Origin of the sequence: Stutzerimonas kunmingensis, assembly GCF_014764705.1 — a bacterium.
Taxonomy (GTDB): domain Bacteria; phylum Pseudomonadota; class Gammaproteobacteria; order Pseudomonadales; family Pseudomonadaceae; genus Stutzerimonas.
Map to the genome: position 1 here is coordinate 88,255 of NZ_JACXXG010000004.1, position 21,711 is coordinate 109,965.

Below are 21,711 nucleotides of genomic sequence, written 5' to 3' on the forward strand. Positions count from 1 at the left end.
CATGCGCATCCTTAAAGTGATATCCCTGCTGCTGGACTACCCCGACCAGCACCTGCGCGACGGCCATGCCGAACTGGCCCAGGCCATCGGCGCGGCCCGCGAGATCAGCCCGGAGCAGCGCATCGCGCTGCGCCGCCTGCTCGACGAGCTGACCGAAGACGACCTGATGGACGTGCAGGAGCGTTACACCGACCTGTTCGACCGCGGTCGTTCACTGTCGCTGCTCCTGTTCGAACACGTGCATGGCGAGTCCCGCGATCGCGGCCAAGCCATGGTCGACCTGATGGCGCAGTACACCGAGGCCGGTTTCGACATCGGTGTACGCGAGTTGCCGGATTACATCCCGCTTTACCTCGAATACCTCGCCACCCGCGATGACCTCGAGGCCCGCGAGGGGCTGGCCGACGTGTCGCACCTGCTGGCCCTGCTGGCAGCGCGTCTGCAGGAACGCGAGAGCCCGCATGCCGCATGCTTCACCGCACTGCTGCAGATCGCCGGCGAGCCGGTGCAGGAAACCCTGGCCGGGCTGCAGGAGCAGGTCGCCGCCGAAGAGCGCGACGACTCGCTGGAGGCCCTGGACAAGATCTGGGAGGAGGAGCAGGTCAACTTCCTCCAGGCCGAGCAGCAGGATCGCTGCCCATCCATGCCGAGCGGGCCGGGCAAGGCTCGCGAGGAAAGCCCGGTGCCGCTGCACTGGACCGATTTCAAGCATGACGGGCAGGCCGCCGCGCTCGCCCAGGAGGTGCGCAATGTCTAACTTCAATTTCCTGCTGTTCGGGGTCTACCCCTACATCGCCCTGGCCATCTGCCTGATCGGCAGCTGGGCGCGCTTCGACCTGTCGCAGTACAGCTGGAAGGCCGGCTCGAGCCAGATGCTGTCGAACAACCGCATGCGCCTGGCGAGCAACCTGTTCCACGTCGGCATCATCTTCATCCTGGCCGGTCACTTCGTCGGCCTGCTGATGCCCGAGGCGCTTTATCACCACTTCATCACCAGTGGTCAGAAGCAGATCGTGGCGATGGTGTCCGGTGGCTTCTTCGGCATCCTCTGCCTGATCGGCCTGGTGATGCTGATCCATCGCCGTCTGACCGATGCGCGTGTGCGGGCCACCTCCAACACCAGCGACGTGATGATCCTGTTCGTGCTGCTGGCGCAGCTGGTGCTGGGGCTGCTGACCATCGTCGCCTCCACCGGCCACCTGGACGGTTCGGTGATGGTGCTGCTGGGCACCTGGGCACAGAGCCTGGTCACCCTGCAGCCGGTCAAGGCCGCAGGCGCCATCGAGTCGGTCAGCGTCATCTACAAGCTGCACGTGTTCCTCGGCATGACCCTGTTCGTGCTGTTCCCCTTCACCCGTCTGGTGCACATCGTCAGCGCGCCGGTGTGGTACCTGGGCCGGCGCTACCAGATCGTCCGGCAGAAGGGCGTCAAGCCGGCCATGCCGCGTCCGCAGCGCCCGCGCACCTACGAAGCACCGGTACGCGAAACTGCCGTGCCGTCCGCCGTGCCTGCCACGGCAAAGAGCAAGAGCCCGGTATGACCCTTGCCGGCTGGCGCCCCACGCGTCAGCCGGTCTGGCCGATCGGATCGAAGCTTCAAGCGTCTTATCGAGGTAATCATCATGGGTTGTGGATGTGGTGGAAGCACGGGTGGTGGCGGCTGCGGTGGCGGCGCCCGCCCGGAAATCGAAGTGCCGGCCGAGGCCCCTCTGTTCGAGGAACTGCCGCATGAAGAAGAGCACCAGCCCGCCGAGGAGCAGGCCTCCGGCGAGCCGCTGCTGATCGCCAGCAGCGAGCAGGAGTGGCCGCGGGTGCGGGTCAACGGGGTGGCGATCGCGGCCCAGGCCATCGCCCAGGAATTGCAGTATCACCCCGCCGAGAGCCGCGACGAGGCGGTCTTTCTGGCGACCCAGGCACTGGTGGTGCGCGAGCTGTTGCAGCAGCGCATCGCCGAACTCGGCCTGGTGGTGCGTGCTGAATCCGGTGAAAGCGAGGAAGAAGCGGCCACCCGCACGCTGATCGAACAGGAAGTGCCGCTGCCGCTGGCCGACGAGGCGGCCTGTCAGCAGTACTACAACGGCAACCGTCAGCGCTTCTTCAGCGCGCCGCTGCTGGCCGCGCGGCACATCCTGCTGGCCTGTCCGGCGGATGACGCCGAAGCGCGCAGCCTGGCGCGTGAACAGGCGCTGGGCCTGTTGCAGCAACTGCAGGCGGCGCCGCAAAGCTTCGCCGAACTCGCGTTGCAGCATTCGGCCTGTCCATCCAAGGAGCAGGGCGGGGCGCTTGGGCAGATCAGCAAGGGCCAGACCGTGCCGGAGTTCGAGCGCCAGCTGTTCCGTCTGCCGGTCGGCCTCTGCCAGCAACCGCTGGAGAGCCGCTACGGCTACCATCTGGTGTTCGTCGACCAGCGTATCGAGGGCGAGCAATTGCCCTACGAGATCGTCGCCGGAACGATTCGCGCCGAACTCAACCAGCGTGTCTGGCAGATCGGCGTCAGCCAGTACCTGCAGAATCTGGTGGGGGCGGCGAACATCGAGGGAATCCACCTGCAGGGCGCGGAAACGCCACTGATGCAATGACGGCGGCTTGGCCCTGCGCCGGGTGGATGATGCTTCACCACCCACCGCGCGGGGCCCACGGTGGATGAATAAGCGTCATCCACCCTACGAGGCTTAGAGGTGTTATCGATGACTCAACTACGCGATGCCCACAACCGCCAGATCGACTACCTGCGCATGTCTGTCACCGACCGCTGCGACTTCCGCTGCGTCTACTGCATGGCCGAGGACATGACCTTCCTGCCGCGTCAGCAGGTGCTCGGTCTGGAGGAGCTGGAGCGCATCGCGCGCATCTTCGTCGGGCTGGGCGTGAAGAAGATCCGCCTCACTGGCGGCGAGCCGCTGGTACGCCAGGGCATCGTCGGTCTCTGCGAGCGCATCGCGGCCTTGCCCGGTCTGCGTGAACTGGTGATGACCACCAACGGCTCGCAGCTGGTCAGGCTTGCCGCGCCGCTGGCTCGGGCCGGGGTCAAGCGGCTGAACATCAGCCTGGATAGCCTGGACGCCGAGAAATTCCACGCCATTACCCGCACCGGCCAGCTGCAGCAGGTGCTCGACGGCATCGATGCGGCGCGCGCCGCCGGCTTCGAGCGGATCAAGCTCAATGCCGTGGTGATGAAGGGCCGCAACGCCGAGGAGGTCGCCGACCTGGTGGACTTCGCCATCGCCGGCGGGCTGGACCTGAGCTTCATCGAGGAAATGCCGCTGGGCGACGTCGGCCGTTCGCGCGGTGAGAGCTTCTGCTCCAGCGACGAGGTCAAGGCGCTGATCGCCGAGCGTCACGCGCTGATCGATTCGGCCGAGCAGAGCGGCGGTCCGGCGCGCTATGTGCGCCTGCCGGAGCACCCGCAGACGCGCATCGGCTTCATCTCGCCGCATTCGCACAACTTCTGCGCCACCTGCAACCGCGTGCGGCTGACCGTGGAAGGTCGCCTGCTGCTGTGCCTGGGCCACGAGCATTCCATCGACCTGCGCGCACTGCTGCGCCGCCATCCGACCAGCGACCAGCCGGTGATCGACGCCATTCACGCCGCGCTGCAACGCAAACCGCTGCGCCACGAATTCTCCAGCGGCGGCGAGGTCCAGGTATTGCGCTTCATGAACGCCAGCGGCGGTTGACTGCCCGCGCCGAACGGGCTGCGGGCCGACCGTTTTATTCGCTACCATCGGCCGGCACTGCCGGTCTGACCCATGCCCCGCTGCGTTGCAGTCGGGCTGTCGCAACGCTCGCTGGCCAACGCCATGCGCGTTGGTCGACCTGCCGGCACCGCCTGCCGCGCGCCTACCTCCAACGGGGAATGGGCTGGCCCGCGGCGCCGGTGCAGCCTGCGCACACATCTTCAAGGGAGTTTCGAGCCATGGCTCACCTGTCCAACACCGAATTCCAGCCTCTGAACATCGCCGTGCTCACGGTGAGCGATACCCGCAACCTGGACACCGACACCTCCGGCCAGGCGCTGATCGACGGCCTGCAGAGCGCAGGCCACACGCTGGCCGAGCGGGCCATCGTCAGGGACGACATCTGGCAGATCCGCGCCCGGGTGTGCAGCTGGATCGCCAGCGAAAACGTGCAGGTGGTGCTGATCACCGGCGGCACCGGTTTCACCGCCCGTGACAACACCCCGCAGGCGGTGCAGCCGCTGCTGGACAAAGATGTCGACGGCTTCGGCGAGCTGTTCCGCTACGTTTCGCTGAGCGAGATCGGCACCTCCACCGTGCAGTCCCGCGCGCTGGCCGGCATGAGCAACGGCACCCTGGTCTGCTGCCTGCCCGGCTCGACCAATGCCTGCCGCACCGCCTGGAACAAGATCCTCGTCGAGCAGCTGGACAGCCGCACCAAGCCCTGCAACTTCGTACCGCACCTGAAGGCCAGCGCAGTCGAATACTGCGGGCCACGCTCATGAGCGCCTGTGGCTGCGACACCAGTGGCCTGAAGCCGGTCGACGAGGCCATCGCCGAGCTGCTGGCACGGGTGCCGGCGCTGCCGCCAGTGGAACACGTCGCGCTGTCCGATGCCCTTGGCCGGGTGCTGGCGGAATCGCTAGACGCGCCCTTCCCGGTGCCGGCCTGGGACAACAGCGCAATGGACGGCTACGCCCTGCGCGCCGCCGACCTGCCGGCTAAAGGCGGCTGGCTGCCACTCGCCGGGCGCATCGCCGCCGGTGATGCCGCCGACCAGCAACTGCCTGCCGGCCACGCCGTGCGCATCTTCACCGGCGCGCCGCTGCCGCCGGGCGCCGACACCGTGGTGGCGCAGGAGGATTGCCAGATCGAGGCCGATCGCGTGCATTTCCCCGGCGTTATCCAGGGCGCCCATGTGCGTCGTCAGGGCGAGGAACTGCAGGCTGGCGCCCCCGTGCTGCAGGCGGGCAAGCGTCTGCGCCCGCAGGAGATCGGCCTGCTGGCGAGCTTCGGCGTTGCCCGCGTGGCGGTCTATCGGCGCCTGCGCATCGGCCTGCTCTCCAGCGGCAACGAACTGCGCGAACCCGGCGAGCCGCTGGCGCCGGGACAGATCTACAACTCCAACCGTTACTGCCTGCTCAGCGTGCTGCGCAGCATCGGAATGGAAGTGCACGACTACGAAATCCTCGTCGACGAGCTGGCTGCTAGCCGTGACGCCCTGGCGCTGGCCGCCTCCGAATGGGACATGCTGATCACCTCCGGCGGCGTCTCGGTCGGCGAGGAGGACCATCTCAAGCAGGCCATTCGCGAGCTGGGCGAGTTGCACATGTGGCGCCTGGCGATCCAGCCGGGTAAGCCGCTGGCCTTTGGCGAGGTCAATGGCAAGCCGTGGATCGGCCTGCCCGGCAATCCGGCTGCGGCGCTGATCACCTCGCTGGTGGTGGCGCGACCGTTCCTGCTCAGTGCCCAGGGTTGCACCGAGGTGCTGCCCAAGCCGCTGCGCCTGACCGCCGGCTTCGCCTGGCGCAAGCCGAACAACCGTCGCCAGTACCTGCGCGCGCGGCTGGAACAGGTCGATGGCGAGATGCGCGTGTGCCTGCATCCGCGTCAGGGCTCAGCGATGCTGACCTCGGCCAGCTGGGCCGAAGGCCTGGCCATCGTCGAGCGCAACCGCACGCTGGAAGAAGGGGAGACGGTGGAGTATCTGCCGTTCAGCGAGTTGCTCGGCTGACAAACAAAAACGCCCGGTCGATGGTGAGTCGACCGGGCGTTGTCGTGTCTGCGCCTCAGGCCTGGTGGCGCTGCGGCAGCATGCGCAACAGGGTGCCGTCGCGGCGCACGTATTGGTGGAACAAGGCCGCCGCCGCGTGCAGGCCGATCAGCCAGTAGCCGGCCACCGCCAGCGTTTCATGCAGCTCCTTGAACTCGCCGGCCAGCTCCTTGTTGGCGCCGATCAGCGCCGGCAGCTCAAGGCCGAAGAAGGGAATCGGCTTGTCTGCCGCGCTCAGCGTCAGCCAGCCGAGCAGCGGCAGACCAATCATCAGGCCGTACAGCGCCAGGTGCATAAGCTTGGCCAGCGCGCGTTCCCAGCCGGCCCCGGCGACCGCTTTGGGTGCGGGATGCAGCCAGCGTGCAATCAGGCGCAGCCAGACCAGTGCAAATACCGTCAGACCCAGCATGAAATGCCAGTGCTTGAGCAGTTCGCGCGGTTCACTGCCCTTGGCGAAATTGCCCTTGAGTTCGATGGTCGCGTAGACCGCTGCGATCAACAGCAGCATCAGCCAGTGCAGGGCAATGCTCAGGCGACCGTAGCGTGCCAGAGGGTTCGATGCAGTCATTTCACTCACTCCGAGTAGGGGAATGTCGGCAGTCTAGGGCGCCAGCCTTAAGCGAACCTTAGCGAATGCCCGTTGCGCCTGCGGCGGACGGTCGCGGCAGCTCGCCGCTGGTCGTTCTAGGCTAGTGGTGTGACTGGCGGGGCAGGTGCACGGCGACCTGCAGCCCGCCGAGCGGTGAGTCCGCCAGTTCGATGGTCGCGCCGTGCAGTTCGGCGATGCGTGCGACGATGGCCAGGCCGAGCCCCGCGCCCTGGCCGTCGCCCTGGCGGTAGAAGCGCTCGAACAGTTTGTCGCGCTGCGCTGCCGGCACGCCCGGACCGCTGTCATCCACGCACAGGCTGACGCCGTTTTCCATGGTCTGGAGGCTGACCTGAATCTGCCCGCCATCGGGCGTGTACTGCAGGGCATTGCCGACCAGATTCTGCAGCAGCGTGGCGAGCGCGGCGGCATCGCCGGGAAGCCGGTGATCGGCCACGTCGTCAGCTTCCAGCGTCAGTTCCTGATCGCGCGCCAGGGCCAGCGGCGTCAGCTCGGCGAGGCATTCGCGGCACAGCGGCAGCAGGTCCAGCTGCTGTGGATGCCGCGGCTGCGCATTGGGTTCCAGGCGAGCGAGCGTGAGCAGCTGAGTGACCACGCGGGTGGTGCGATCGACGCCGGTCAGCAGTTGCTGCAGCGCGGCTTCACGGTCCTCCGGCTGCTCGGCCTGTTGCGCATTCTGCGCATGGATGCGCAGCACTGCCAGGGGCGTGCGCAGTTCATGGGCCGCATCGGCGATGAAGCGTTTTTCCCGCTCGACCAGTTGATTGACCTGCTGCAGCAGGCGATTCAGCGAGGCGGCCACCGGCTCCAGCTCCTGCGGCAGCGGCGCCAGCAGCAGCGGCGCGAGGTTGTCCGGATCGCGACTCTTCAGAAGCTGCGCCATGTGCGCCAGCGGCCGCAGACCCCAGCCCACCGCCAGCCAGATCAGCAGCGCCAGCAGCGGCAGGCCGATGAGGTCGGGCAGCAGGCTGCGCCGGGCGATCTTGCCGACCAGCTCGCCGCGTACGTCGCCGCGCTCGCTGAGCAGAATCCACAGATCGTCCTCGCGGTCGTGTAGCAGGAACAGCCGCCAGGCATGGCCGTCGAGCTGCACGTCGTGATAGCCGCCGCTCAGATGGCTGAAGGGTGACGCGGAGTCAGCGCCGGCCAGCCGCTGCAAGGCGCCGTGCGGCGCGCCGGCTGACTGCAGCAGGCTGCTGCCATCCGTGGCGTAGACCTGAAAGCCCAGCTTGGTTTCGTAGTCGTGCCCCGGCACGCCCTGATCGCGCCGCGCATTCACCGCGGCGTCCAGCGCCTGCTGCAGCGCATTGCGGGCCTGCGGGTTCATGTCGCGCATCACCAGCCCCTGCACCAGTCGAGCACTGTGCGCCAGTTGGGCGTCGAACAGCTCCTCGATCTCGTGGCGGGCGTCGCGATAACTGCGCCAGGAGATCAGGCTCAGCGACAGCAGCAGGATGCCGAGCACCAGCACCAGGGTGCGGTTGCGGATAGAGCGCCTCAGCATTTGTCCACCAGATAGCCGACCCCACGCACGGTGCGGATGAGCTCGGGGAAGAATTTCTTGCGCAGGTGATGGATATGCACCTCCAGCGCGTTGCTCTCGACTTCCTCGTCCCAGCCGTAGAGCACCTGCTGCAGCCGATCGCGGGTCAGCACGCGACCGGGCTGGGCGATCAGCTCATGCAGCAGGACGAATTCCTTGCGCGGCAGGTTGATCGGGGTGCCTTGGTAGCTGACCTGCTGATTGACCGGGTCGAGCAGGATGCCGCGGTACTCCAGTACCGGCTCAGGGCGATTGAAGCTGCGCCGGAGCAGTGCGCGCAGGCGGGCCTTGAGTTCGGCGACGTCGAACGGCTTGACCAGGTAGTCGTCGGCGCCGGCATCCAGCCCGGCGATGCGGTCGCTGGTGGCATCGCGCGCGGTGAGTACCAGCACCGGGATCGGGTTGGCGCTGGCGCGCAGGCGCTTGAGCACTTCCAGACCGTCCATACGCGGCAGGCCCAAGTCGAGGATGGCCAGCTCGAAGCTCTCGTGGCTCAGCGCATGCAGCGCGCTGGCGCCGTCCTGCAGCCAGTCCACCGTGTAGCCCTCGGGCTTGAGTGCGGTACGGATGCCCTCGCCGAGGGCGCGATCGTCTTCCACCAGCAGAATGCGCATGTCGTTCCTGTCGTCCTGAAGGGTTTGCGGCATTGCTGTGCATTCAACGCCGCCGCAGCCGGTTATTCCAGCTTTTCCTTGACCTGCGCGAGCAGCGCGCGGGCTTCGTCGCGGCGACCGGCATCGGCGACTTCACGACCCGCACGGTCGGGCGCGGCAAGGGCCTTTTCCAGCGCCGCGCGCGCTTCCCCGTAGCGTTTCTGACGCAGCAGGAAATCACCGTGGAAGTAGTTCGGGTCGATGCCGTTCGGGTTCAGCGCCAGCGCCTGCTTGAACAGCGCCTCAGCCTTGTCCTCGTCACCGAAGCCGATCGGCCAGCCGGGCACCTGGTAGTAGAGGCTGGCGAGGCTGGTGTAGGCCGAGCCATCCAGCGCCTGTGGCTCAAGTTCGATAGCTTTTTCCAGTTCGGCTTTAGCTTGCTTGACCAGACCCAGCGCGCCGAGCCCGCCCTTGGCGCCGGCCCAGGTGCTGAGCACGATGCCGTGCCAGATGTGCAACTCGGCGGCCTGCGGTTCGCCGACCACCGCGCTTTCGGCTTCCGAAGCGAGCCGGGCGAAGGCCGCTTCGCGCTGTGCCGCCGGCAGCTGGTAGTTGATCTCCGCCCAGCGCGCCTGGATCTGGCGCAGCGACGATTCGCCGGCCGGACTGAGGGCGAAGGACGGCTGGCAGGCCAGCGCCAGCACAAGGGTGCACAGGCCGAGCAGATGCTTCATGGGTGATCTCCGGTCGAAGTGGTTTGGGAGGGAGGCAGCGGTTGTTCAGCACGGGCGAAGCGCTTGATCACCGGCAACTGTTTGCGTAAGGCCTGGTCGACTAGCCGCGGCAGGAGCCCGTTGAGGCGTACGAAGAGTTTTTCCGGCCAGCCGAGATACAGCTCTTCGCGTTCGGTGGCGATGGCGTGGACGATCTGCCGCGCGACGGCCTGCGGATCGTCCATGCCGACCTTCAGCGCATCGTTCATTGCCACCACGTCGGCGCTGTTCATTGCCGTGCGGGTCGCGCGCGGGGCGATGTAGAGCACCTTGACGTGACTGTCGGCGAGCTCGCGGCGCAGCGCCTCGGAAAAGCCGCGCAGGGCGAACTTGCTGGCGCAATAAGCGGCAAAACCCGGGTAGCCGATGGAGCCGAAGGTCGAGCCGAGATTGACCAGCAGCGCCTGCGGTTGCTGGCGCAGCAGCGGCAGCAGCAGGTGGGTCAGCTGCAGCGTGGCGGTGACGTTGACGCCGATAAGGCGGGCGATGGCATCCTCGTCCTGCTGTTCGAGCAGGCTGAACTGGTTGATCCCGGCGGCATTGATCACGCAGTTGAGGCCGCCGAAACGCCGCGCGGCATCGAGCACCGTATGCCGGCCACTGCGCTGGGTGAGGTCGGCGCAGACCAAGTTGACCTGCCCCGGATAGCGGCGCGCCAGCGCTTCCAGGGCAAGACTGTCGCGTCCCACCAGTAACAGCCGTGCGCCGTTCGCGCAGAGCCGCTCGACCAGCACCTGGCCGATGCCGCCGCTGGCGCCGGTCAGCAGGATGCGCGCGTCACGCAGTTGCATGGTCGTGCTCCGGCGCGCTCAGGCTGCGGAAGATGTCGCCGTAGAGGCGGTAGACGACGCGCGCGGTGTGCACCACGGCGGCCTTGTCGTCCTCGTCGTCGAGGCGGTTCATCAGCCTCTTGAAGAATTCGATGTGTTCCAGGTCCAGGCTGCCATGCGAGGTCAGGTAGCTGAACGCCTTGGCCGGCAGCTGGAGTTTGTCCTGCAGCACGCCGGCGGCCTGGGTCGCCAGCGCGATGCTGGTGCCCTCCAGCACGTTGACCATGCCGAAGAAACTCGCCGGATTGTGCCGGGCGATGCGGTCGTAGACGTAGGCCACCATCAGTTCGGTGGGCAGCGCGGGCTGGCCGTTGCGCACCGCCTCGGCATCGCCGCCGCAGGCGCGGATGTCATTGAGGATCCACTCCTGGTGGCCGATCTCTTCCTCGATGTATTCGGCAATCGCCTCGCGCAGCCACTCGAGCCGCTCGGGCAGGCGCGCACCGCAGGCCATCAGCAGCGGCACGGTGTGCTTGACGTGGTGGTAGGCCTGGGTGAGGAAGGCGATGTACTGCGCGCGGGTCGCGGTGCCGGCGAGCGCGGCGTGGATGATCGGCGCGCCAAGCAGGTATTCGCGCTCGGCATTGGTCTGGTGTTGCAGCTGGTCGAAGAAATCCATGATGAACCTCGAAAGTCAGGACAGAAGGGCGTTGATCGCCGATTGGTAATGGTTGAACAGGGCGTTGCGGCGCAGCCGGCCGTTGGCGGTGGCCAGGCCGTTACCGGCGGTGAAGGGCTCGGCGGCGCGCAGCCAGTGGTGCACGCGGGCGTAGTCCGGCAAGCCGACGTTGACCCGTTCGACTGCCGCCTGCAGCTCGGCATCGCCGAGTTCGGCGCGTCGCGGCACCAGCACCGCGACGTTCTGCGCCAGCGCCTCGCCATGCAGCCAGGCCTGGGCGATCGGCGCCTGCTGGATCAGCTCGGCCTCCACCCATTCGGGATTGACGTTGCGCCCGTAGGCGGTGACGAACTGGTGCTTCTTGCGCCCATGCAGGACCAGGAAGCCGTCGTCGAAATGGCCGAGGTCGCCGGTCGCCAGCCAGTCGCCCGTCAGCGGCGGCTCGCCGAGATAACCGAGCATATGCGGGCCGCGCACCAGTACCTCGCCATCGTCGGCCAAGCGCAGCTCGGCGTGTGGCAACGGTCGGCCGACCGTGCCGATGCGCCGTGCCACGGGAGTGTTCAGGCAGACCACCGAGGCGCATTCGGACAAGCCGTAGCCCTCGAACACCGGCAGGCCGAGACGCTCGGCACGCTCGAGCAGTTGCGGCGCGACGCGGCCACCGCCGACCGCGATGAAGCGCAGCGCCGGTGGCAGCGGCAGGCCCTGCTCGGCAGCGCTGATCAGCGCCAGCAAGAGCTGCGGCAGCAGGATCAGGCTGTGCGGGCGGCTCTCGTTGAGCGTGCCGAGAAAACGCGGCAGATCGAATCCCGCCGCACCGCTGAAGCCGACCTCGGCCAGCGGCCGCAGCTCGACGCGGGCGCCGGCCAGCAACGGTGCGTAGAGCCCGGCGATGTTTTCCAGCAGGGTCGCCAGCGGCAGCACGCACAGGTGATGCTCCACCGCGCAGGGCAGGCTGGCCTGCCACAGGCTCTCGGCCACCGCGAGCTGTGCGCGTGCATCCAGGCACACGCCCTTGGGCTGGCCGGTGGTGCCGGAGGTATAGGTGATTTTCAGGGTGCCGGGCGGCACCGCGGTGACGGCGCCCGGCTGACGCAGGTACAGGCCGGGCTCCTGGGCGGTGAAGCTGCTGCGCTCGATCGGTGCCGGGGTCGCCCCGATCAGGCAATCGATGCCCGCGTGCTCCAGCACGTGCGCCTGCTGCGCCGGCGAGAAAAAGCCCGGCAGCGGTACGCAGACCAGCCCGGCGCGCAGCAGCGCGAGGTCCCACAGCGCCCATTCCAGGCCATTGTCCAGGGCCAGCGCGACGCGCGCGACGCCGAGCGCTTCGAGCCGGCTGGCACGGGCGGCGACCTCGTGGCGCAGTTCGGCATAGCTCAGCTGGCGCGTGCCCTCGCTCAGGGCAATACCGCTGTGCTGTTCAAGGGCCGTCCAGAAGCGTTCAGCTGCAGGCTGCATGGGGCACCTCGCTGGTATCGAACAGCGGCTGATAGCCAAGCCTGGCGTACACGCCGAGCTGCAGCAGATGCTGGTGGCCGGGCAGGATCTCGCCGGCCATCACCTGCGGGCGGCTGGCGTAGTAGCTGCCCCAGTCCGGCAGCTCGTCGCCCATTCGTGCCGGATCGGCCAGGCCCAGGGGCAGCGGCGTCAGCGCCAGACGCTGGAAGCTGTTGAGCAGCGCCGGAGTACCGGTGAACACCACCCAGCGGAAGCCCTGGGCGACCAGCAGGTCGGTCAGCGCGACGATCAACAGGCGTGCCGAGGCATTGCCGAAGGCGGCCAGGTTGCCGACCTCGACGATCTCCTCGCGGGGGATCGCCCGGCCGCTGCGCAGGCTGACGGCCTCTTCGATCGGTGCGTCCAGATAACGCTCGAGAAACAGCGGGCGGCGCCGCGCGCTGCGCAGGCCGACCGCGCCCTGCACGGTGCCGTCTTCGTCGTGCAGGCCAAGCAGGCAGGGCATGAAGTGCTTCACGTGCGCCCCGTAGTGCTCGGCGAAGCGCTGGTGGATGAAGGCTTCCAGCGCCATGCGGCGCTCGCCTTGATCGGGTTGGGCCAGTTGCAGGGTCATCGGCCGCTCGCGGCCGATGCGTGCCAGTACGTCAGTGTGATCAACCCAGGGGAGTTCCATTCGGGGAACCTCGGTTCAGGAATCTGGGCTGGAGTCTGCGGCGGCAAACTTAAGGCAGTCTTAAGCGGCGAGCGCTGTTCTGGCGGCGCTCGGCCGTTACGTTTTTTTCACAAGGTGCTGGTTATGGTCGGCCTTGCCCGAGCAGCCAGTAGCCGGCCAGCGCGGCGCCGAGCAGCCAGATCAGCACGACTGCCACGGCACCGGCGCGACTGGTCGGACGGGCCGCACGCCGTGCCTCCCAGGCCAGCGCCTGCTCACGGCTTTCGGCCAGCACCTGCGGCGGCGTCAGGCGCAGTACCAGCCAGATGCCCAGCGGCAGGAGCAGCAGGTCGTCGAGGTAGCCGAGCAGCGGAATGAAGTCGGGGATCAGGTCGATCGGGCTCAGGGCGTAGGCGACGATGGCCAGGGTCAGCAGGCGCAGCCACCAGGGCAGCGCCGGGTGGCGGGCGCAGAACCAGAGCGCCATGACGTCGCGCTTGAGGGCACGGGCCCAGCCTTGCAGGCGGGCCATGAAACGGGACAGCACGGGCACTGGACGCTCCTTACCGAACAGAACTGGCGGCGCCAGGACGAGGAAGTACCACGATGATGCAGATCTCCCTTTACCCCGGGCAACGCCTGAAGCTGCGGTTCGGCCGGCGTCGGCTGTTCGGCCTGCTGGCGCTGCTGGTCGGCCTGGGCGTCGGTGTGGCGTTGCACTGGGACGAGCGGCTGTACTTCTACCTGACCCGGCAGATGAACGTCACCGACCAGGGCGTCGCCAATCGCTGGCTGCCCGCCTACCGGGTGCAGATCGACGCCAAGCCGATCGAGGGCATCGCACGCAACCTGTCGGCCATCACCTATGACACCGACCTTGACCGCCTGTTGGGCGTGGTCAACGGCGGGCCGACCGAAATCGTCGCGCTGAGCAAGACCGGCGAGCTGCTCGAGCGCTATCCGCTGCAGGGTTTTGGCGACATCGAAGGCCTCACCTACATGGGCGGCGGGCGCGTGGCGGTGTCCGACGAACGGGCCCAGCAGGTGAGCATCTTCCAGTTGCCGTCCGTGCCGCGCACCATCGACAGCGCCGAGGCCAGGTTCTTTTCCCTGGGCATCAACCTCAACGGCAACAAGGGTTTCGAAGGGGTGACCTACGATGCCGCGGGCGACCGCATGTTCATCGTCAAAGAGCGCGACCCGCGCCAGCTCTACGAGGTCGATGGCGTGGCGGCAAGCCTCGACGGGGGGCTGCAGCTGAAGGTGCGCGACCGCAGCGACTGGATCACGGGCCAGGTGTTCGCCACCGACCTCTCGGACATCCACTTCGATGCCGCCACCGGCCACCTGATTCTGCTCAGCGACGAGTCGCATCTGGTGATGGAGCTCAGCGGCGACGGGCGGATGCTCAGCTACCGCAGCCTCAACGGCCTGTTCAGCGATCTGAAACGCTCGGCACCGCAGCCCGAAGGCGTGACGATCGACAATGACGGCACGCTATACGTAGTCAGCGAACCGAACCTGTTCTACAGCTTTCGCCGCGAGGGCTGAAGCCAGCGGCCTCGCCGCTGGTCGAGTGGCAGGCCGGCGCCCGCGGCTTCACGTTTCATTCACGCCGGTTTGACGGAACCCTGACGGCGCCCCGCGCAGACTGCCTCGGATGCCGCGCGCTGCCTGCGTGCGGTCGCCTCCTGCAGGGTGATTCGATGCTCATGCGCCGCTTGCCTGATTGCTCCTCGACCCGGTCTCGCGCGGGGCGGCCTGCCGCTGCGCCGCGGGCGCTGTTGTTCGCCGCACTGGTGCTGGTGGGCTGTCAGAGTGACCCCGGCCAGCCCGCCGGCGACGGCTATCCGCCGGCCTACCTCGAGGGCTATGGCGCCGGTTGCAGCAGCGGCCGCCAGGCCGCCGGCGCCATGGCCGCATTTCGCAAGGACGTGTCGCGCTACCTGAGCCAGCCGCTCTATGCGCAGGGCTGGGATGACGGCTATCGCCAGTGCGAGGCGCTGCCGCTGGGCAGCGGTGGCCTGCCGTCGCGGCGTGGCGATGCCTGGCAGCGCCAGCGTGACCGCGAGTGGCGTCATCAGGTCGACCAGGACCGGGCCGAGGCCTTCCATCGCTGAGCCAGCGGCTGAGGTCCAGACGAAAAAAAGGCGCAGGGGCAACCGCACCCTGCGCCTTTGTCGTTTCCGGCGGCTGACTAGAGCGCGGGCTCGACGGCGACGGCACCTTGCAGAACCGGCGCCGGCCGATAGAGCACCAGGCGGTAGCAGGCCAGGCAGATCGTCCAGTCGAACAGCAGCGTCCACAGGTTGTGCGAGAGGAAGTGCGCGCCCTGCATGACCCGGCCCAGCGACATCACCGTGCCCAGGCCCAGTGCCAGCCCCAGCGCGTAGCGCGCCAGGCGCGGGCGGCGGTCGCGCAACACGAAGAACAGCGCCAGCAGTGAGAAGCCCGCCGAGGCGTGCCCGCCGGGCCAGCAGCGACCGGGCTTGAGCGTAGGTGCGCGTTCGGCCAGCAGCGGCGTGAAGGTCTCCTGGCCGCCAAAGTCGGTCAGGCTCCAGGGGCAATGCACGCCGGTCAGGGCCTTGAGCGGGGTGACGATGCTGGTCGACACGCCGAGTGCCAGCACCAGGTAACCCAGTGAACGGCGCCAGCGCGCCAGGCGCGTCGGCAGCAGGCTGACCAGAAAGCCGGCGATGGCCAGCACGCCGATGACGATCACCGCCTGCTTGACGCGGTCGTGCAGGAAGTCCTCGAGCAGCCAGCTGTGTCGGCCGACGAAACCGACGCCCGGCTCGTAGAACAGCCGGGAGAAGGCGAAGTCGAGTTCGCTGGGGTCGCCGATCAGCAGTGCCAGCATCAGCGCGGCGGGCACGCCGAAACCAAGGACGAAATTGTACGGGCGGCTGCTTTCGCAGCGGTCGGGTAGGCGGGGCATCGGAACTCCAGAGGCGCCCTGGTCGGGCGCCGGGTCGGTCTAGGGTTGGCTGAGCTGATCGGCGTGCGGTGCTGGCGCCCGCCAGCTCAGCAGGCCCTGGCGGTAGTTGTGACTCGCGCCCTGGTAGTAGGCGATGTCGCGCTGCACCAGCGGGTCGCTCAGCGGCGCCTCGGATTCGCGGCTCGAGCGCAGCGCCTCGTCATGCCGGCGTACCTGCAGGCGCGGGCTGAGGATCGCCAGGTCCTGGCCGTCGAACAGGCCCAGGTGCTGGTAGTTGCCGATCAGTGCGCGTCCCGGCGCGGCATCCTCGCGCAACAGGTTGCGGCCGAAGAAGGTCGACACGTAGTCCATGTTCAGCAGGCCGAGCAGGGTCGGGGCCAGGTCGATCTGGCTGGCCAGCCCGGTGAACTCGCGCGGCTCGACCAGACCCGGCGCGTAGACGAACAGCGGAATGTGGTAGTTGGCCACCGGCAGGTCCTGCGAGCCGGCGCTGCCGGCGGTATGGTCGGCGACGAAGACGAACAGCGTGTCCTTGAACCAGGGCTTGCGCCGCGCCTTGTCGAGGAACTGGCCGATGGCGTAGTCGGTGTACTTCACCGCACCTTCGCGGCCATCGCCCGAGGGAATGTCGATGCGGCCGTCCGGGTAGGTGTAGGGGCGGTGGTTGGAGGTGGTCATCAGCTGCAGCAGGAACGGCTTGCCGGCGGCGTGGTCGGCATCGGCCTCGCGCATGGCCAGGGCATAGAGGTCCTCGTCGGCCATGCCCCAGGCATTCTTGAAGTGGATGTCCGCTTCGTCGGCGCTGCTCTGGTCGACCACGCGGTAGCCGTTGCCGCCGAAAAAGGCGCTCATGTTGTCGAAATAGCCGCGCCCACCGTAGAGGAACACGCTGTCGTAACCCTGGGCGCCGAGTTGCTGGCCGAGGCTGGCAAAGCCGCTCTCGCGACCGATGCGCTTGACGATCGAGCGCCCCGGGGTCGGCGGCACGGACAGGGTGATCGCCTCCAGGCCACGGTCGGTGCGCGTGCCGGTGGCATAGAATTTGGTGAACGTCAGGCTGTGCTTGCGCAGCTCGTCGAGGTTGGGGGTCAGCCCGCGCGCGTCGCCGAAGCTGCCCAGGTACTTGGCGCTGAGGCTCTCGATGGTCACCAGCACGACGTTCAGATGACGTGGCTGGCCGGGGTTGTCGATCGCCCGGCGGATGTCCAGCGGGTCTTTGCCGAGGAAGCGCGCATTCGGCTCGGCGACTTCCCGGCGCAGGCGGCTGCCGATCTCGGCGTCGGGCAGAGTGGCGTAGAACTGCGGATAGTCCAGCTCGTTGTTGCGAAAGGCGGCGAAGAACTGGAACGGGCCGTTGCTCGCCAGCTCGCGCTGGTAGGCGTTGCCGCCGCTGCCGCGCGGAAAGTCCTGGCCAACCACCAGGGCCGCGGCCAGTGCCAGGCCCGCTACGCCGGCCAGCGTCGCCAGGCTCCCGCGCCAGGGCAGGCTCGGCGCGGCAAGGGCGCGGCTGACCGGCCGCTGCAGGGCCAGGCCGAGAGCCAGGGCCAGGGCGGCGAGCAGGCCGAGCAGGGTGAAGAGCGGGTAGGACTCCATGATGTTGTGAATGACCTCGTCGGAGTAGACCAGGTAATCCACTGCGATGAAGTTGAAGCGCACGCCGAACTCGTCCCAGAACAGCCACTCGGCCACCGCGGTAAACAGCATCGCGTAGAGGCTCAGCACCAGCAGCAGGCGCAGGCCGAAGCGGTGCCAGCGGCTGGCCCAGATCTTTCGCGGGCAGAGCGCGAGATACAGCGCCAGCGGCACGGCGGCAAAGGCCAGGTAGGCCAGGTCGTAGATCGCGCCTTCGGCATAGATGCGCAGGATGTCGAGCGGGCCGGCGGTCGCCTCCTGCCAGTGCGCGACGAGCAACGCCGAGCGGGTCAGCACGAAGGTGCCGAGCCAGAGGCCCAGAAGCAGGGCGAGATAACGAAGCTGAGCATGTCGGGGAAAAGGCATCGTATGATCCACGGCTAAGGACGAACGCGCCGAAGTCTGCGCACCCGCCTGTGAGCCCTTCGTAAAGAAGGCGTGAAAATTCCGTCATTTGCCTGCTAGCGAACCGATATGCGCATTCTCGTCATCGAAGACAACCGCGACATCCTGGCCAACGTGCTCGATTACCTCGAGCTCAAGGGCTACGTGGTCGACTGCGCGCAGGATGGCCTCAGCGGTCTGCACCTGGCCGCCACCCAGGACTACGACCTGATCGTGCTGGACCTGATGCTGCCGGGCATCGACGGACTGCAGGTGTGCAAGCGCCTGCGTGACGATGCCGGGCGTGATACGCCGATCATCATGCTCACCGCCCGCGATGCCCTGCCTGACCGCATCAAGGGGCTGCAGGCCGGTGCCGACGACTATCTGATCAAGCCCTTCGCGCTGTCCGAGCTGGTTGCCCGTATCGAGGCGATCCTGCGTCGCTGCCAGGGATCGCGTCGCCGGCAGCTGCAGGTGGCCGATCTCTGCTACGACCTGGACACCCTAGAGGCCAGTCGTGGTGGCCAGCCGATTCGCCTCAACCCTATCGGCCACAAGCTGCTGGCGATCCTCATGCAGCGCAGCCCGGCGGTGGTGCGCCGCGAAGCGCTGGAAGATGCCGTCTGGGGTGATCACGTGCCGGACAGCGATGCGTTGCGCAGCCATATCCACCAGTTGCGCCAGGTGCTCGACAAGCCGTTCGCCAAGCCGTTGCTGCATACCGTGCACGGCCTTGGCTTCCGCCTGGCGGAGGACTGCGATGCTCGCTAAGCAGCCGCTGGCGCGGCGGATCGTCATCGCCTTCACGCTGATGACGCTGGTGGTGAGCGGTGCGTTCGCCCTCGGCATCGTCGGCGTCGTGCACTTCATCGAGGAGCAGCTGGTCACCGAGGAGCTGAGTCGCCACCTGGACATCGTGCTCAACGAGGACCTGCCAAAGGGACGGACACCGCAGCTGGACACCAGCACCCACTTCTTCGCCTCGCATCTGCCCGAGCACCCGATGCCAAAGGCGTTTGCCGGGCTCGGTGAGGGGTTCACCGAGCTGGTTCGCGGTGACGATGCCTACTACGTCTATGTGCGCAATGTCGGCGCTGACCGCTACGTGCTGGTGCGGGAGCAGCACGAGTTCGAGGCCCGTGAAGATGCGCTGTTCAACGTCGTGCTGGCCGGCTTTCTGCTCAGCGTGCTCGGCGCCTGGGCGCTGGGGCGGCTGATGGCCAACCGGGTGTTGGCGCCGGTCAGTCGCCTGGCCAACCAGGTGCGCCACCGCGACCAACTGCATCCGCTGGCGCCGCCGCTGGCCCTGCAGTATCCCGATGACGAGGTCGGCCATCTGGCCGCGGCGTTCGACAGCACCCTCGGCCAGCTGCGCCAGACCCTGGAGCGCGAGCGGCTATTCACCGCCGATGTCAGCCATGAACTGCGCACCCCGTTGATGGTGGTGCTCGGCGCCTGCGAGCTGCTCGAGCAGCAGGCCGAGCTGTCGCCAGCTGCGCAGCGACCGCTGGCGCGCATCCAGCGCGCCGCGCGGGAAATGCACGAGCTGGTGGAAACCTTCCTGATGCTGGCGCGGGCGCGTCCGCAACAGACGTCCTTGGCCGGCGACGCCAGCTTGCGGAGCGTGGCGACCGAGCAGAGCGAGCGCTGGGCACCGTTGCTGGCGGAGAAGGGCCTGGCCTTCGAGCTGCTGGAGGAGGGCGAGGACCGCGGCGTCTACAACCACACCCTGCTCGGCACGGTGATGTCTAACCTGCTGCGCAACGCACTGCATTACACCGACCGCGGCACGGTGCGGCTGGTCCTCGACGAAGGTGGCTTTCGCGTCGAGGACAGCGGCGTGGGCATTCCCCTGGCGGAGCAGGAGCGCATGTTCCAGCCGTTCGTGCGGGGTGCCGAGGGGCGCGGCGAAGGGCTGGGGCTGGGGTTGTCGCTGGTCAAGCGGATCTGCGCGCACCAGGGCTGGCAGGTAGGTGTGGTGCCGCGGCAACCGCAGGGCAGCTGTTTTCAGGTGCGCTTTCATGACGGCGCGGTTTGACGTTTTTTTCACATTCCGTTGACGTGCCCTTGATGTCTGCCTGGTTAGTTTGGCGTTCCGTTTCCAACCGGAATGCCCGCCATGACCACATCGAGCCCTATCGAACTGGAGTTCTCGCGCAAGTACGACCGCCAGCACGCCTACGAATACCTGCACAAGCATCAGGATGGCCCGGCCCGGCGGCTGTCGCACTGGCGTGACGAGCAGATGGCGCGCCGCGCACTGAAGATCGCCGGCGATCCTGATCTGGTGCTGGACCTGCCGTGCGGCGCCGGGCGCTTCTGGCCGCTGCTGGCCGAGCACCCAAGCCGGATGATCTTTGCCGCCGACAACTCCGCCGACATGCTGGCGATCGCCGAATCGGCGCATTCGCTGGAAGTGCTCAAGCGGGTCGAGACCTTTCAGACCTCCGCCTTCGCCATCGACATGGGTGACAACGCGGTAGACAACATCTTCTGCATGCGCCTACTGCACCACATCGCCGACCCGGAGCACCGGCTGGCGATGCTGCGTGAGTTCCACCGCGTCACCCGTGACACGCTGATCGTCTCGCTGTGGGTCGATGGCAACTACAAGGCCTGGAAGCGCAAGCGCCTGGAGCGTCGCCGGCCGGCAAAGGACAACCAGAACCGCTTCGTCGTCGCGCGCTCGGTGATCGAGACGGAATTCGCCGAGGCCGGCTTCGACATCCTCGACCGCAATGACTTCCTCCCGGGCTACGCCATGTGGCGGGTCTACGTGCTGCGCAAGCGGGGTTGAACATGAGCCGACCACTCGTACTGCCGGCCCGCGAAGCGCGTACCAGCACCTTCCAGCGCTGGTGGAACACCCAGGGCGAATGGGTCGAGGAACCTAACCAGCGCCGCGCCGGCGAAAGCGGTGTGCAACGGATACGGCTGCGCGATCCGCAGCAGCCGCTGCTGTACTGCAAACGGCAGATTGGCCACCTGTATCGCTCGCTGCTGCATCCGTTCGGCCGGCCCACGGTGCTGCGCGAATTGCAGGCGCTGCAAGCATTCGCCCGGCTCGGCGTGCAGGTGCCGGAACTGGTCTACTGCGGCACGCGACAACAGGCCGGGCAGTGGCAGGCGCTGCTGGTGACGGCGGAGCTGGAAGGCTTCGTCAGCCTGGAGGACTGGTATCAACAGGACTTGGGGGGGCGCTTCGGTCCGACGGTACAGGAGCGCATGCTGACAGCGGTCGGAATTAGCCTCGGTCGCATCCACCAGGCACGCTGGCAGCATGGCTGCTGCTACCCCAAGCACATCTTCATCAGGGTTCAGGGTGAAGGTGACGCGGCCAGCGTCGAAGTCGCGCTGCTCGATCTGGAAAAGAGTCGTCGCCGTTTGCGGCGTAGCGCCGCGGCACGGCATGACCTGCGCCAGCTCAAGCGTCATCGCCAGGCCATGCCGGAACAGGACTGGCAACGATTACTGGCCGCCCACCGCACCTTCAGCGAGTTGCGCTGCGATGTCATCTGAGCCGACCTGCGCGGCTACCGATGCCGTGGCCAGCGTCGACGTGCCGGCCGACGGTGCGGCGCTGAAGGGGCGCAGCGGACTGGCGCGCATCTGGTACGCGTCCGGCTATTCGGCTGCAGGTCTCAAGGCCGCTTATAGAGGCGAAGCGGCGTTTCGCCAGCTGGTGCTGCTGAATCTGCTGCTGATTCCCTTGGCGTTTCTGTTCGACGTCAGCCGCGTCGAGCGCGCCGTGCTGATTGCCGTGGTGTTTCTCGGCCTGATCGTCGAACTGCTCAACTCGGCCATCGAGGCGACGGTCGACCGCATCTCTTTCGAACTGCATCCGCTCGCCAAACAGGCCAAGGACATGGGAAGCGCCGCGCAATTGCTGGCGCTGTGCCTGATCGGTCTGGTCTGGGCGGTGATCCTCATCCCCTGAAGGACGTAC

24 protein-coding genes are annotated in these 21,711 nt (G+C 67.4%); 13 read left to right on the forward strand and 11 right to left on the reverse strand.

Annotation, left to right across the window (positions count from 1 at the left end; translation table 11 throughout):
• Window position 1: 1 nt before the first annotated feature.
• The 6 genes from narJ to IEG05_RS05290 all read left to right on the forward strand — a co-directional run bounded on the left by narJ (window position 2) and on the right by IEG05_RS05290 (window position 5,691).
• Window positions 2-757 carry a nitrate reductase molybdenum cofactor assembly chaperone gene (gene narJ / locus IEG05_RS05265; protein ID WP_191121726.1) on the forward strand — a complete coding sequence of 252 codons (756 nt, stop codon included), beginning with the start codon at window positions 2-4 and terminating at the stop codon, window positions 755-757.
• Entirely contained in the window at window positions 750-1,541 is a 792-nt protein-coding gene (narI, locus tag IEG05_RS05270) for a respiratory nitrate reductase subunit gamma (RefSeq protein ID WP_013981800.1), read from the forward strand. The genes narJ and narI overlap by 8 nt, the downstream gene beginning before the upstream one ends.
• Before the next feature lie 81 nt (window positions 1,542-1,622).
• Window positions 1,623-2,579, forward strand: coding sequence for a peptidylprolyl isomerase (locus IEG05_RS05275; protein ID WP_191121727.1), 957 nt, complete (start codon window positions 1,623-1,625; stop codon window positions 2,577-2,579).
• A gap of 108 nt (window positions 2,580-2,687) precedes the next feature.
• On the forward strand, window positions 2,688-3,677 hold the full coding sequence (gene moaA / locus IEG05_RS05280; protein WP_013981802.1) for a GTP 3',8-cyclase MoaA: 990 nt from the start codon (window positions 2,688-2,690) through the stop codon (window positions 3,675-3,677).
• 239 nt (window positions 3,678-3,916) lie between these two features.
• A complete protein-coding gene (moaB, locus tag IEG05_RS05285; RefSeq protein ID WP_191121728.1) occupies window positions 3,917-4,462 on the forward strand; it encodes a molybdenum cofactor biosynthesis protein B in 546 nt (181 codons plus the stop codon).
• A complete protein-coding gene (locus IEG05_RS05290) occupies window positions 4,459-5,691 on the forward strand; it encodes a molybdopterin molybdotransferase MoeA (RefSeq protein ID WP_090519391.1) in 1,233 nt (410 codons plus the stop codon). Before moaB ends, IEG05_RS05290 begins: the two co-directional genes overlap by 4 nt.
• A gap of 55 nt (window positions 5,692-5,746) precedes the next feature.
• Here the strand turns inward: IEG05_RS05290 and IEG05_RS05295 are convergent, their stop codons facing one another.
• The 9 genes from IEG05_RS05295 to IEG05_RS05335 all read right to left on the reverse strand — a co-directional run bounded on the left by IEG05_RS05295 (window position 5,747) and on the right by IEG05_RS05335 (window position 13,340).
• Entirely contained in the window at window positions 5,747-6,298 is a 552-nt protein-coding gene (locus IEG05_RS05295) for a cytochrome b (protein ID WP_090519388.1), read from the reverse strand.
• A gap of 121 nt (window positions 6,299-6,419) precedes the next feature.
• Window positions 6,420-7,841 carry an ATP-binding protein gene (locus tag IEG05_RS05300; protein ID WP_090519385.1) on the reverse strand — a complete coding sequence of 474 codons (1,422 nt, stop codon included), beginning with the start codon at window positions 7,839-7,841 and terminating at the stop codon, window positions 6,420-6,422.
• Entirely contained in the window at window positions 7,835-8,494 is a 660-nt protein-coding gene (locus IEG05_RS05305) for a response regulator (protein ID WP_014821503.1), read from the reverse strand. The genes IEG05_RS05300 and IEG05_RS05305 overlap by 7 nt, the downstream gene beginning before the upstream one ends.
• A 62-nt stretch (window positions 8,495-8,556) precedes the next feature.
• Window positions 8,557-9,207, reverse strand: coding sequence for a tetratricopeptide repeat protein (locus tag IEG05_RS05310; protein WP_065983053.1), 651 nt, complete (start codon window positions 9,205-9,207; stop codon window positions 8,557-8,559).
• Window positions 9,204-10,037, reverse strand: a complete 834-nt coding sequence (locus IEG05_RS05315; RefSeq protein WP_090519383.1) for an SDR family oxidoreductase — start codon at window positions 10,035-10,037, stop codon at window positions 9,204-9,206. Before IEG05_RS05315 ends, IEG05_RS05310 begins: the two co-directional genes overlap by 4 nt.
• Entirely contained in the window at window positions 10,024-10,695 is a 672-nt protein-coding gene (locus IEG05_RS05320; protein WP_065983055.1) for an iron-containing redox enzyme family protein, read from the reverse strand. Before IEG05_RS05320 ends, IEG05_RS05315 begins: the two co-directional genes overlap by 14 nt.
• Window positions 10,696-10,710: 15 nt before the next feature.
• Window positions 10,711-12,156 (reverse strand): AMP-binding protein, encoded by a 1,446-nt coding sequence (locus IEG05_RS05325; protein ID WP_023445712.1) that lies wholly within the window; start codon window positions 12,154-12,156, stop codon window positions 10,711-10,713.
• Window positions 12,140-12,829 (reverse strand): thermostable hemolysin, encoded by a 690-nt coding sequence (locus IEG05_RS05330; RefSeq protein ID WP_023445713.1) that lies wholly within the window; start codon window positions 12,827-12,829, stop codon window positions 12,140-12,142. Before IEG05_RS05330 ends, IEG05_RS05325 begins: the two co-directional genes overlap by 17 nt.
• Window positions 12,830-12,950: 121 nt before the next feature.
• Window positions 12,951-13,340 carry a YkvA family protein gene (locus tag IEG05_RS05335; RefSeq protein WP_061337042.1) on the reverse strand — a complete coding sequence of 130 codons (390 nt, stop codon included), beginning with the start codon at window positions 13,338-13,340 and terminating at the stop codon, window positions 12,951-12,953.
• A 77-nt stretch (window positions 13,341-13,417) separates the two neighbouring features.
• Between IEG05_RS05335 and IEG05_RS05340 the strand changes: the two genes are divergently transcribed.
• Together IEG05_RS05340 and IEG05_RS05345 are read left to right on the forward strand one after the other, a co-directional pair.
• Window positions 13,418-14,359, forward strand: a complete 942-nt coding sequence (locus tag IEG05_RS05340) for an SdiA-regulated domain-containing protein (protein WP_046617995.1) — start codon at window positions 13,418-13,420, stop codon at window positions 14,357-14,359.
• Window positions 14,360-14,514: 155 nt separating this feature from the next.
• Window positions 14,515-14,928 (forward strand): hypothetical protein, encoded by a 414-nt coding sequence (locus IEG05_RS05345; RefSeq protein ID WP_224742695.1) that lies wholly within the window; start codon window positions 14,515-14,517, stop codon window positions 14,926-14,928.
• A gap of 77 nt (window positions 14,929-15,005) precedes the next feature.
• On the opposite strand, the gene IEG05_RS05350 is transcribed toward IEG05_RS05345, so the two are convergent.
• Window positions 15,006-15,668: a phosphatase PAP2 family protein gene (locus IEG05_RS05350; RefSeq protein ID WP_376752123.1), complete on the reverse strand. Its 663-nt coding sequence runs from the start codon at window positions 15,666-15,668 to the stop codon at window positions 15,006-15,008.
• Between the two features lie 117 nt (window positions 15,669-15,785).
• Window positions 15,786-17,744, reverse strand: a complete 1,959-nt coding sequence (locus IEG05_RS05355; RefSeq protein ID WP_191121729.1) for an LTA synthase family protein — start codon at window positions 17,742-17,744, stop codon at window positions 15,786-15,788.
• 108 nt (window positions 17,745-17,852) lie between these two features.
• On the opposite strand from IEG05_RS05355, the gene IEG05_RS05360 reads away from it, so the two are divergent.
• From IEG05_RS05360 to IEG05_RS05380, 5 genes are all read left to right on the forward strand, one after another.
• The gene (locus IEG05_RS05360; protein WP_003302056.1) at window positions 17,853-18,536 is read left to right on the forward strand and encodes a response regulator transcription factor; all 684 of its coding nucleotides are present in this window, start codon (window positions 17,853-17,855) and stop codon (window positions 18,534-18,536) included.
• A complete protein-coding gene (locus IEG05_RS05365; RefSeq protein WP_090519378.1) occupies window positions 18,526-19,803 on the forward strand; it encodes a sensor histidine kinase in 1,278 nt (425 codons plus the stop codon). The genes IEG05_RS05360 and IEG05_RS05365 overlap by 11 nt, the downstream gene beginning before the upstream one ends.
• An 81-nt stretch (window positions 19,804-19,884) precedes the next feature.
• Window positions 19,885-20,562 (forward strand): class I SAM-dependent methyltransferase, encoded by a 678-nt coding sequence (locus IEG05_RS05370; protein ID WP_041014918.1) that lies wholly within the window; start codon window positions 19,885-19,887, stop codon window positions 20,560-20,562.
• Window positions 20,563-20,564: 2 nt separating this feature from the next.
• Window positions 20,565-21,284 carry a lipopolysaccharide kinase InaA family protein gene (locus tag IEG05_RS05375; RefSeq protein ID WP_041014917.1) on the forward strand — a complete coding sequence of 240 codons (720 nt, stop codon included), beginning with the start codon at window positions 20,565-20,567 and terminating at the stop codon, window positions 21,282-21,284.
• Window positions 21,274-21,702: a diacylglycerol kinase gene (locus tag IEG05_RS05380; protein WP_046617841.1), complete on the forward strand. Its 429-nt coding sequence runs from the start codon at window positions 21,274-21,276 to the stop codon at window positions 21,700-21,702. The genes IEG05_RS05375 and IEG05_RS05380 overlap by 11 nt, the downstream gene beginning before the upstream one ends.
• The last annotated feature ends 9 nt before the right edge of the window (window positions 21,703-21,711 follow it).

Coding starts and splice junctions, on each gene's coding strand:
- narJ (WP_191121726.1), top strand. CDS start 2: ATGCGCATCCTTAAAGTGATATCCCTGCTGCTGGACTACCCCGACCAG.
- narI (WP_013981800.1), top strand. CDS start 750: ATGTCTAACTTCAATTTCCTGCTGTTCGGGGTCTACCCCTACATCGCC.
- IEG05_RS05275 (WP_191121727.1), top strand. CDS start 1,623: ATGGGTTGTGGATGTGGTGGAAGCACGGGTGGTGGCGGCTGCGGTGGC.
- moaA (WP_013981802.1), top strand. CDS start 2,688: ATGACTCAACTACGCGATGCCCACAACCGCCAGATCGACTACCTGCGC.
- moaB (WP_191121728.1), top strand. CDS start 3,917: ATGGCTCACCTGTCCAACACCGAATTCCAGCCTCTGAACATCGCCGTG.
- IEG05_RS05290 (WP_090519391.1), top strand. CDS start 4,459: ATGAGCGCCTGTGGCTGCGACACCAGTGGCCTGAAGCCGGTCGACGAG.
- IEG05_RS05295 (WP_090519388.1), bottom strand. CDS start 6,298: ATGACTGCATCGAACCCTCTGGCACGCTACGGTCGCCTGAGCATTGCC.
- IEG05_RS05300 (WP_090519385.1), bottom strand. CDS start 7,841: ATGCTGAGGCGCTCTATCCGCAACCGCACCCTGGTGCTGGTGCTCGGC.
- IEG05_RS05305 (WP_014821503.1), bottom strand. CDS start 8,494: ATGCGCATTCTGCTGGTGGAAGACGATCGCGCCCTCGGCGAGGGCATC.
- IEG05_RS05310 (WP_065983053.1), bottom strand. CDS start 9,207: ATGAAGCATCTGCTCGGCCTGTGCACCCTTGTGCTGGCGCTGGCCTGC.
- IEG05_RS05315 (WP_090519383.1), bottom strand. CDS start 10,037: ATGCAACTGCGTGACGCGCGCATCCTGCTGACCGGCGCCAGCGGCGGC.
- IEG05_RS05320 (WP_065983055.1), bottom strand. CDS start 10,695: ATGGATTTCTTCGACCAGCTGCAACACCAGACCAATGCCGAGCGCGAA.
- IEG05_RS05325 (WP_023445712.1), bottom strand. CDS start 12,156: ATGCAGCCTGCAGCTGAACGCTTCTGGACGGCCCTTGAACAGCACAGC.
- IEG05_RS05330 (WP_023445713.1), bottom strand. CDS start 12,829: ATGGAACTCCCCTGGGTTGATCACACTGACGTACTGGCACGCATCGGC.
- IEG05_RS05335 (WP_061337042.1), bottom strand. CDS start 13,340: ATGGCCCGCCTGCAAGGCTGGGCCCGTGCCCTCAAGCGCGACGTCATG.
- IEG05_RS05340 (WP_046617995.1), top strand. CDS start 13,418: ATGCAGATCTCCCTTTACCCCGGGCAACGCCTGAAGCTGCGGTTCGGC.
- IEG05_RS05345 (WP_224742695.1), top strand. CDS start 14,515: ATGCTCATGCGCCGCTTGCCTGATTGCTCCTCGACCCGGTCTCGCGCG.
- IEG05_RS05350 (WP_376752123.1), bottom strand. CDS start 15,668: ATGCTGGCACTGCTGATCGGCGACCCCAGCGAACTCGACTTCGCCTTC.
- IEG05_RS05355 (WP_191121729.1), bottom strand. CDS start 17,744: ATGCCTTTTCCCCGACATGCTCAGCTTCGTTATCTCGCCCTGCTTCTG.
- IEG05_RS05360 (WP_003302056.1), top strand. CDS start 17,853: ATGCGCATTCTCGTCATCGAAGACAACCGCGACATCCTGGCCAACGTG.
- IEG05_RS05365 (WP_090519378.1), top strand. CDS start 18,526: ATGCTCGCTAAGCAGCCGCTGGCGCGGCGGATCGTCATCGCCTTCACG.
- IEG05_RS05370 (WP_041014918.1), top strand. CDS start 19,885: ATGACCACATCGAGCCCTATCGAACTGGAGTTCTCGCGCAAGTACGAC.
- IEG05_RS05375 (WP_041014917.1), top strand. CDS start 20,565: ATGAGCCGACCACTCGTACTGCCGGCCCGCGAAGCGCGTACCAGCACC.
- IEG05_RS05380 (WP_046617841.1), top strand. CDS start 21,274: ATGTCATCTGAGCCGACCTGCGCGGCTACCGATGCCGTGGCCAGCGTC.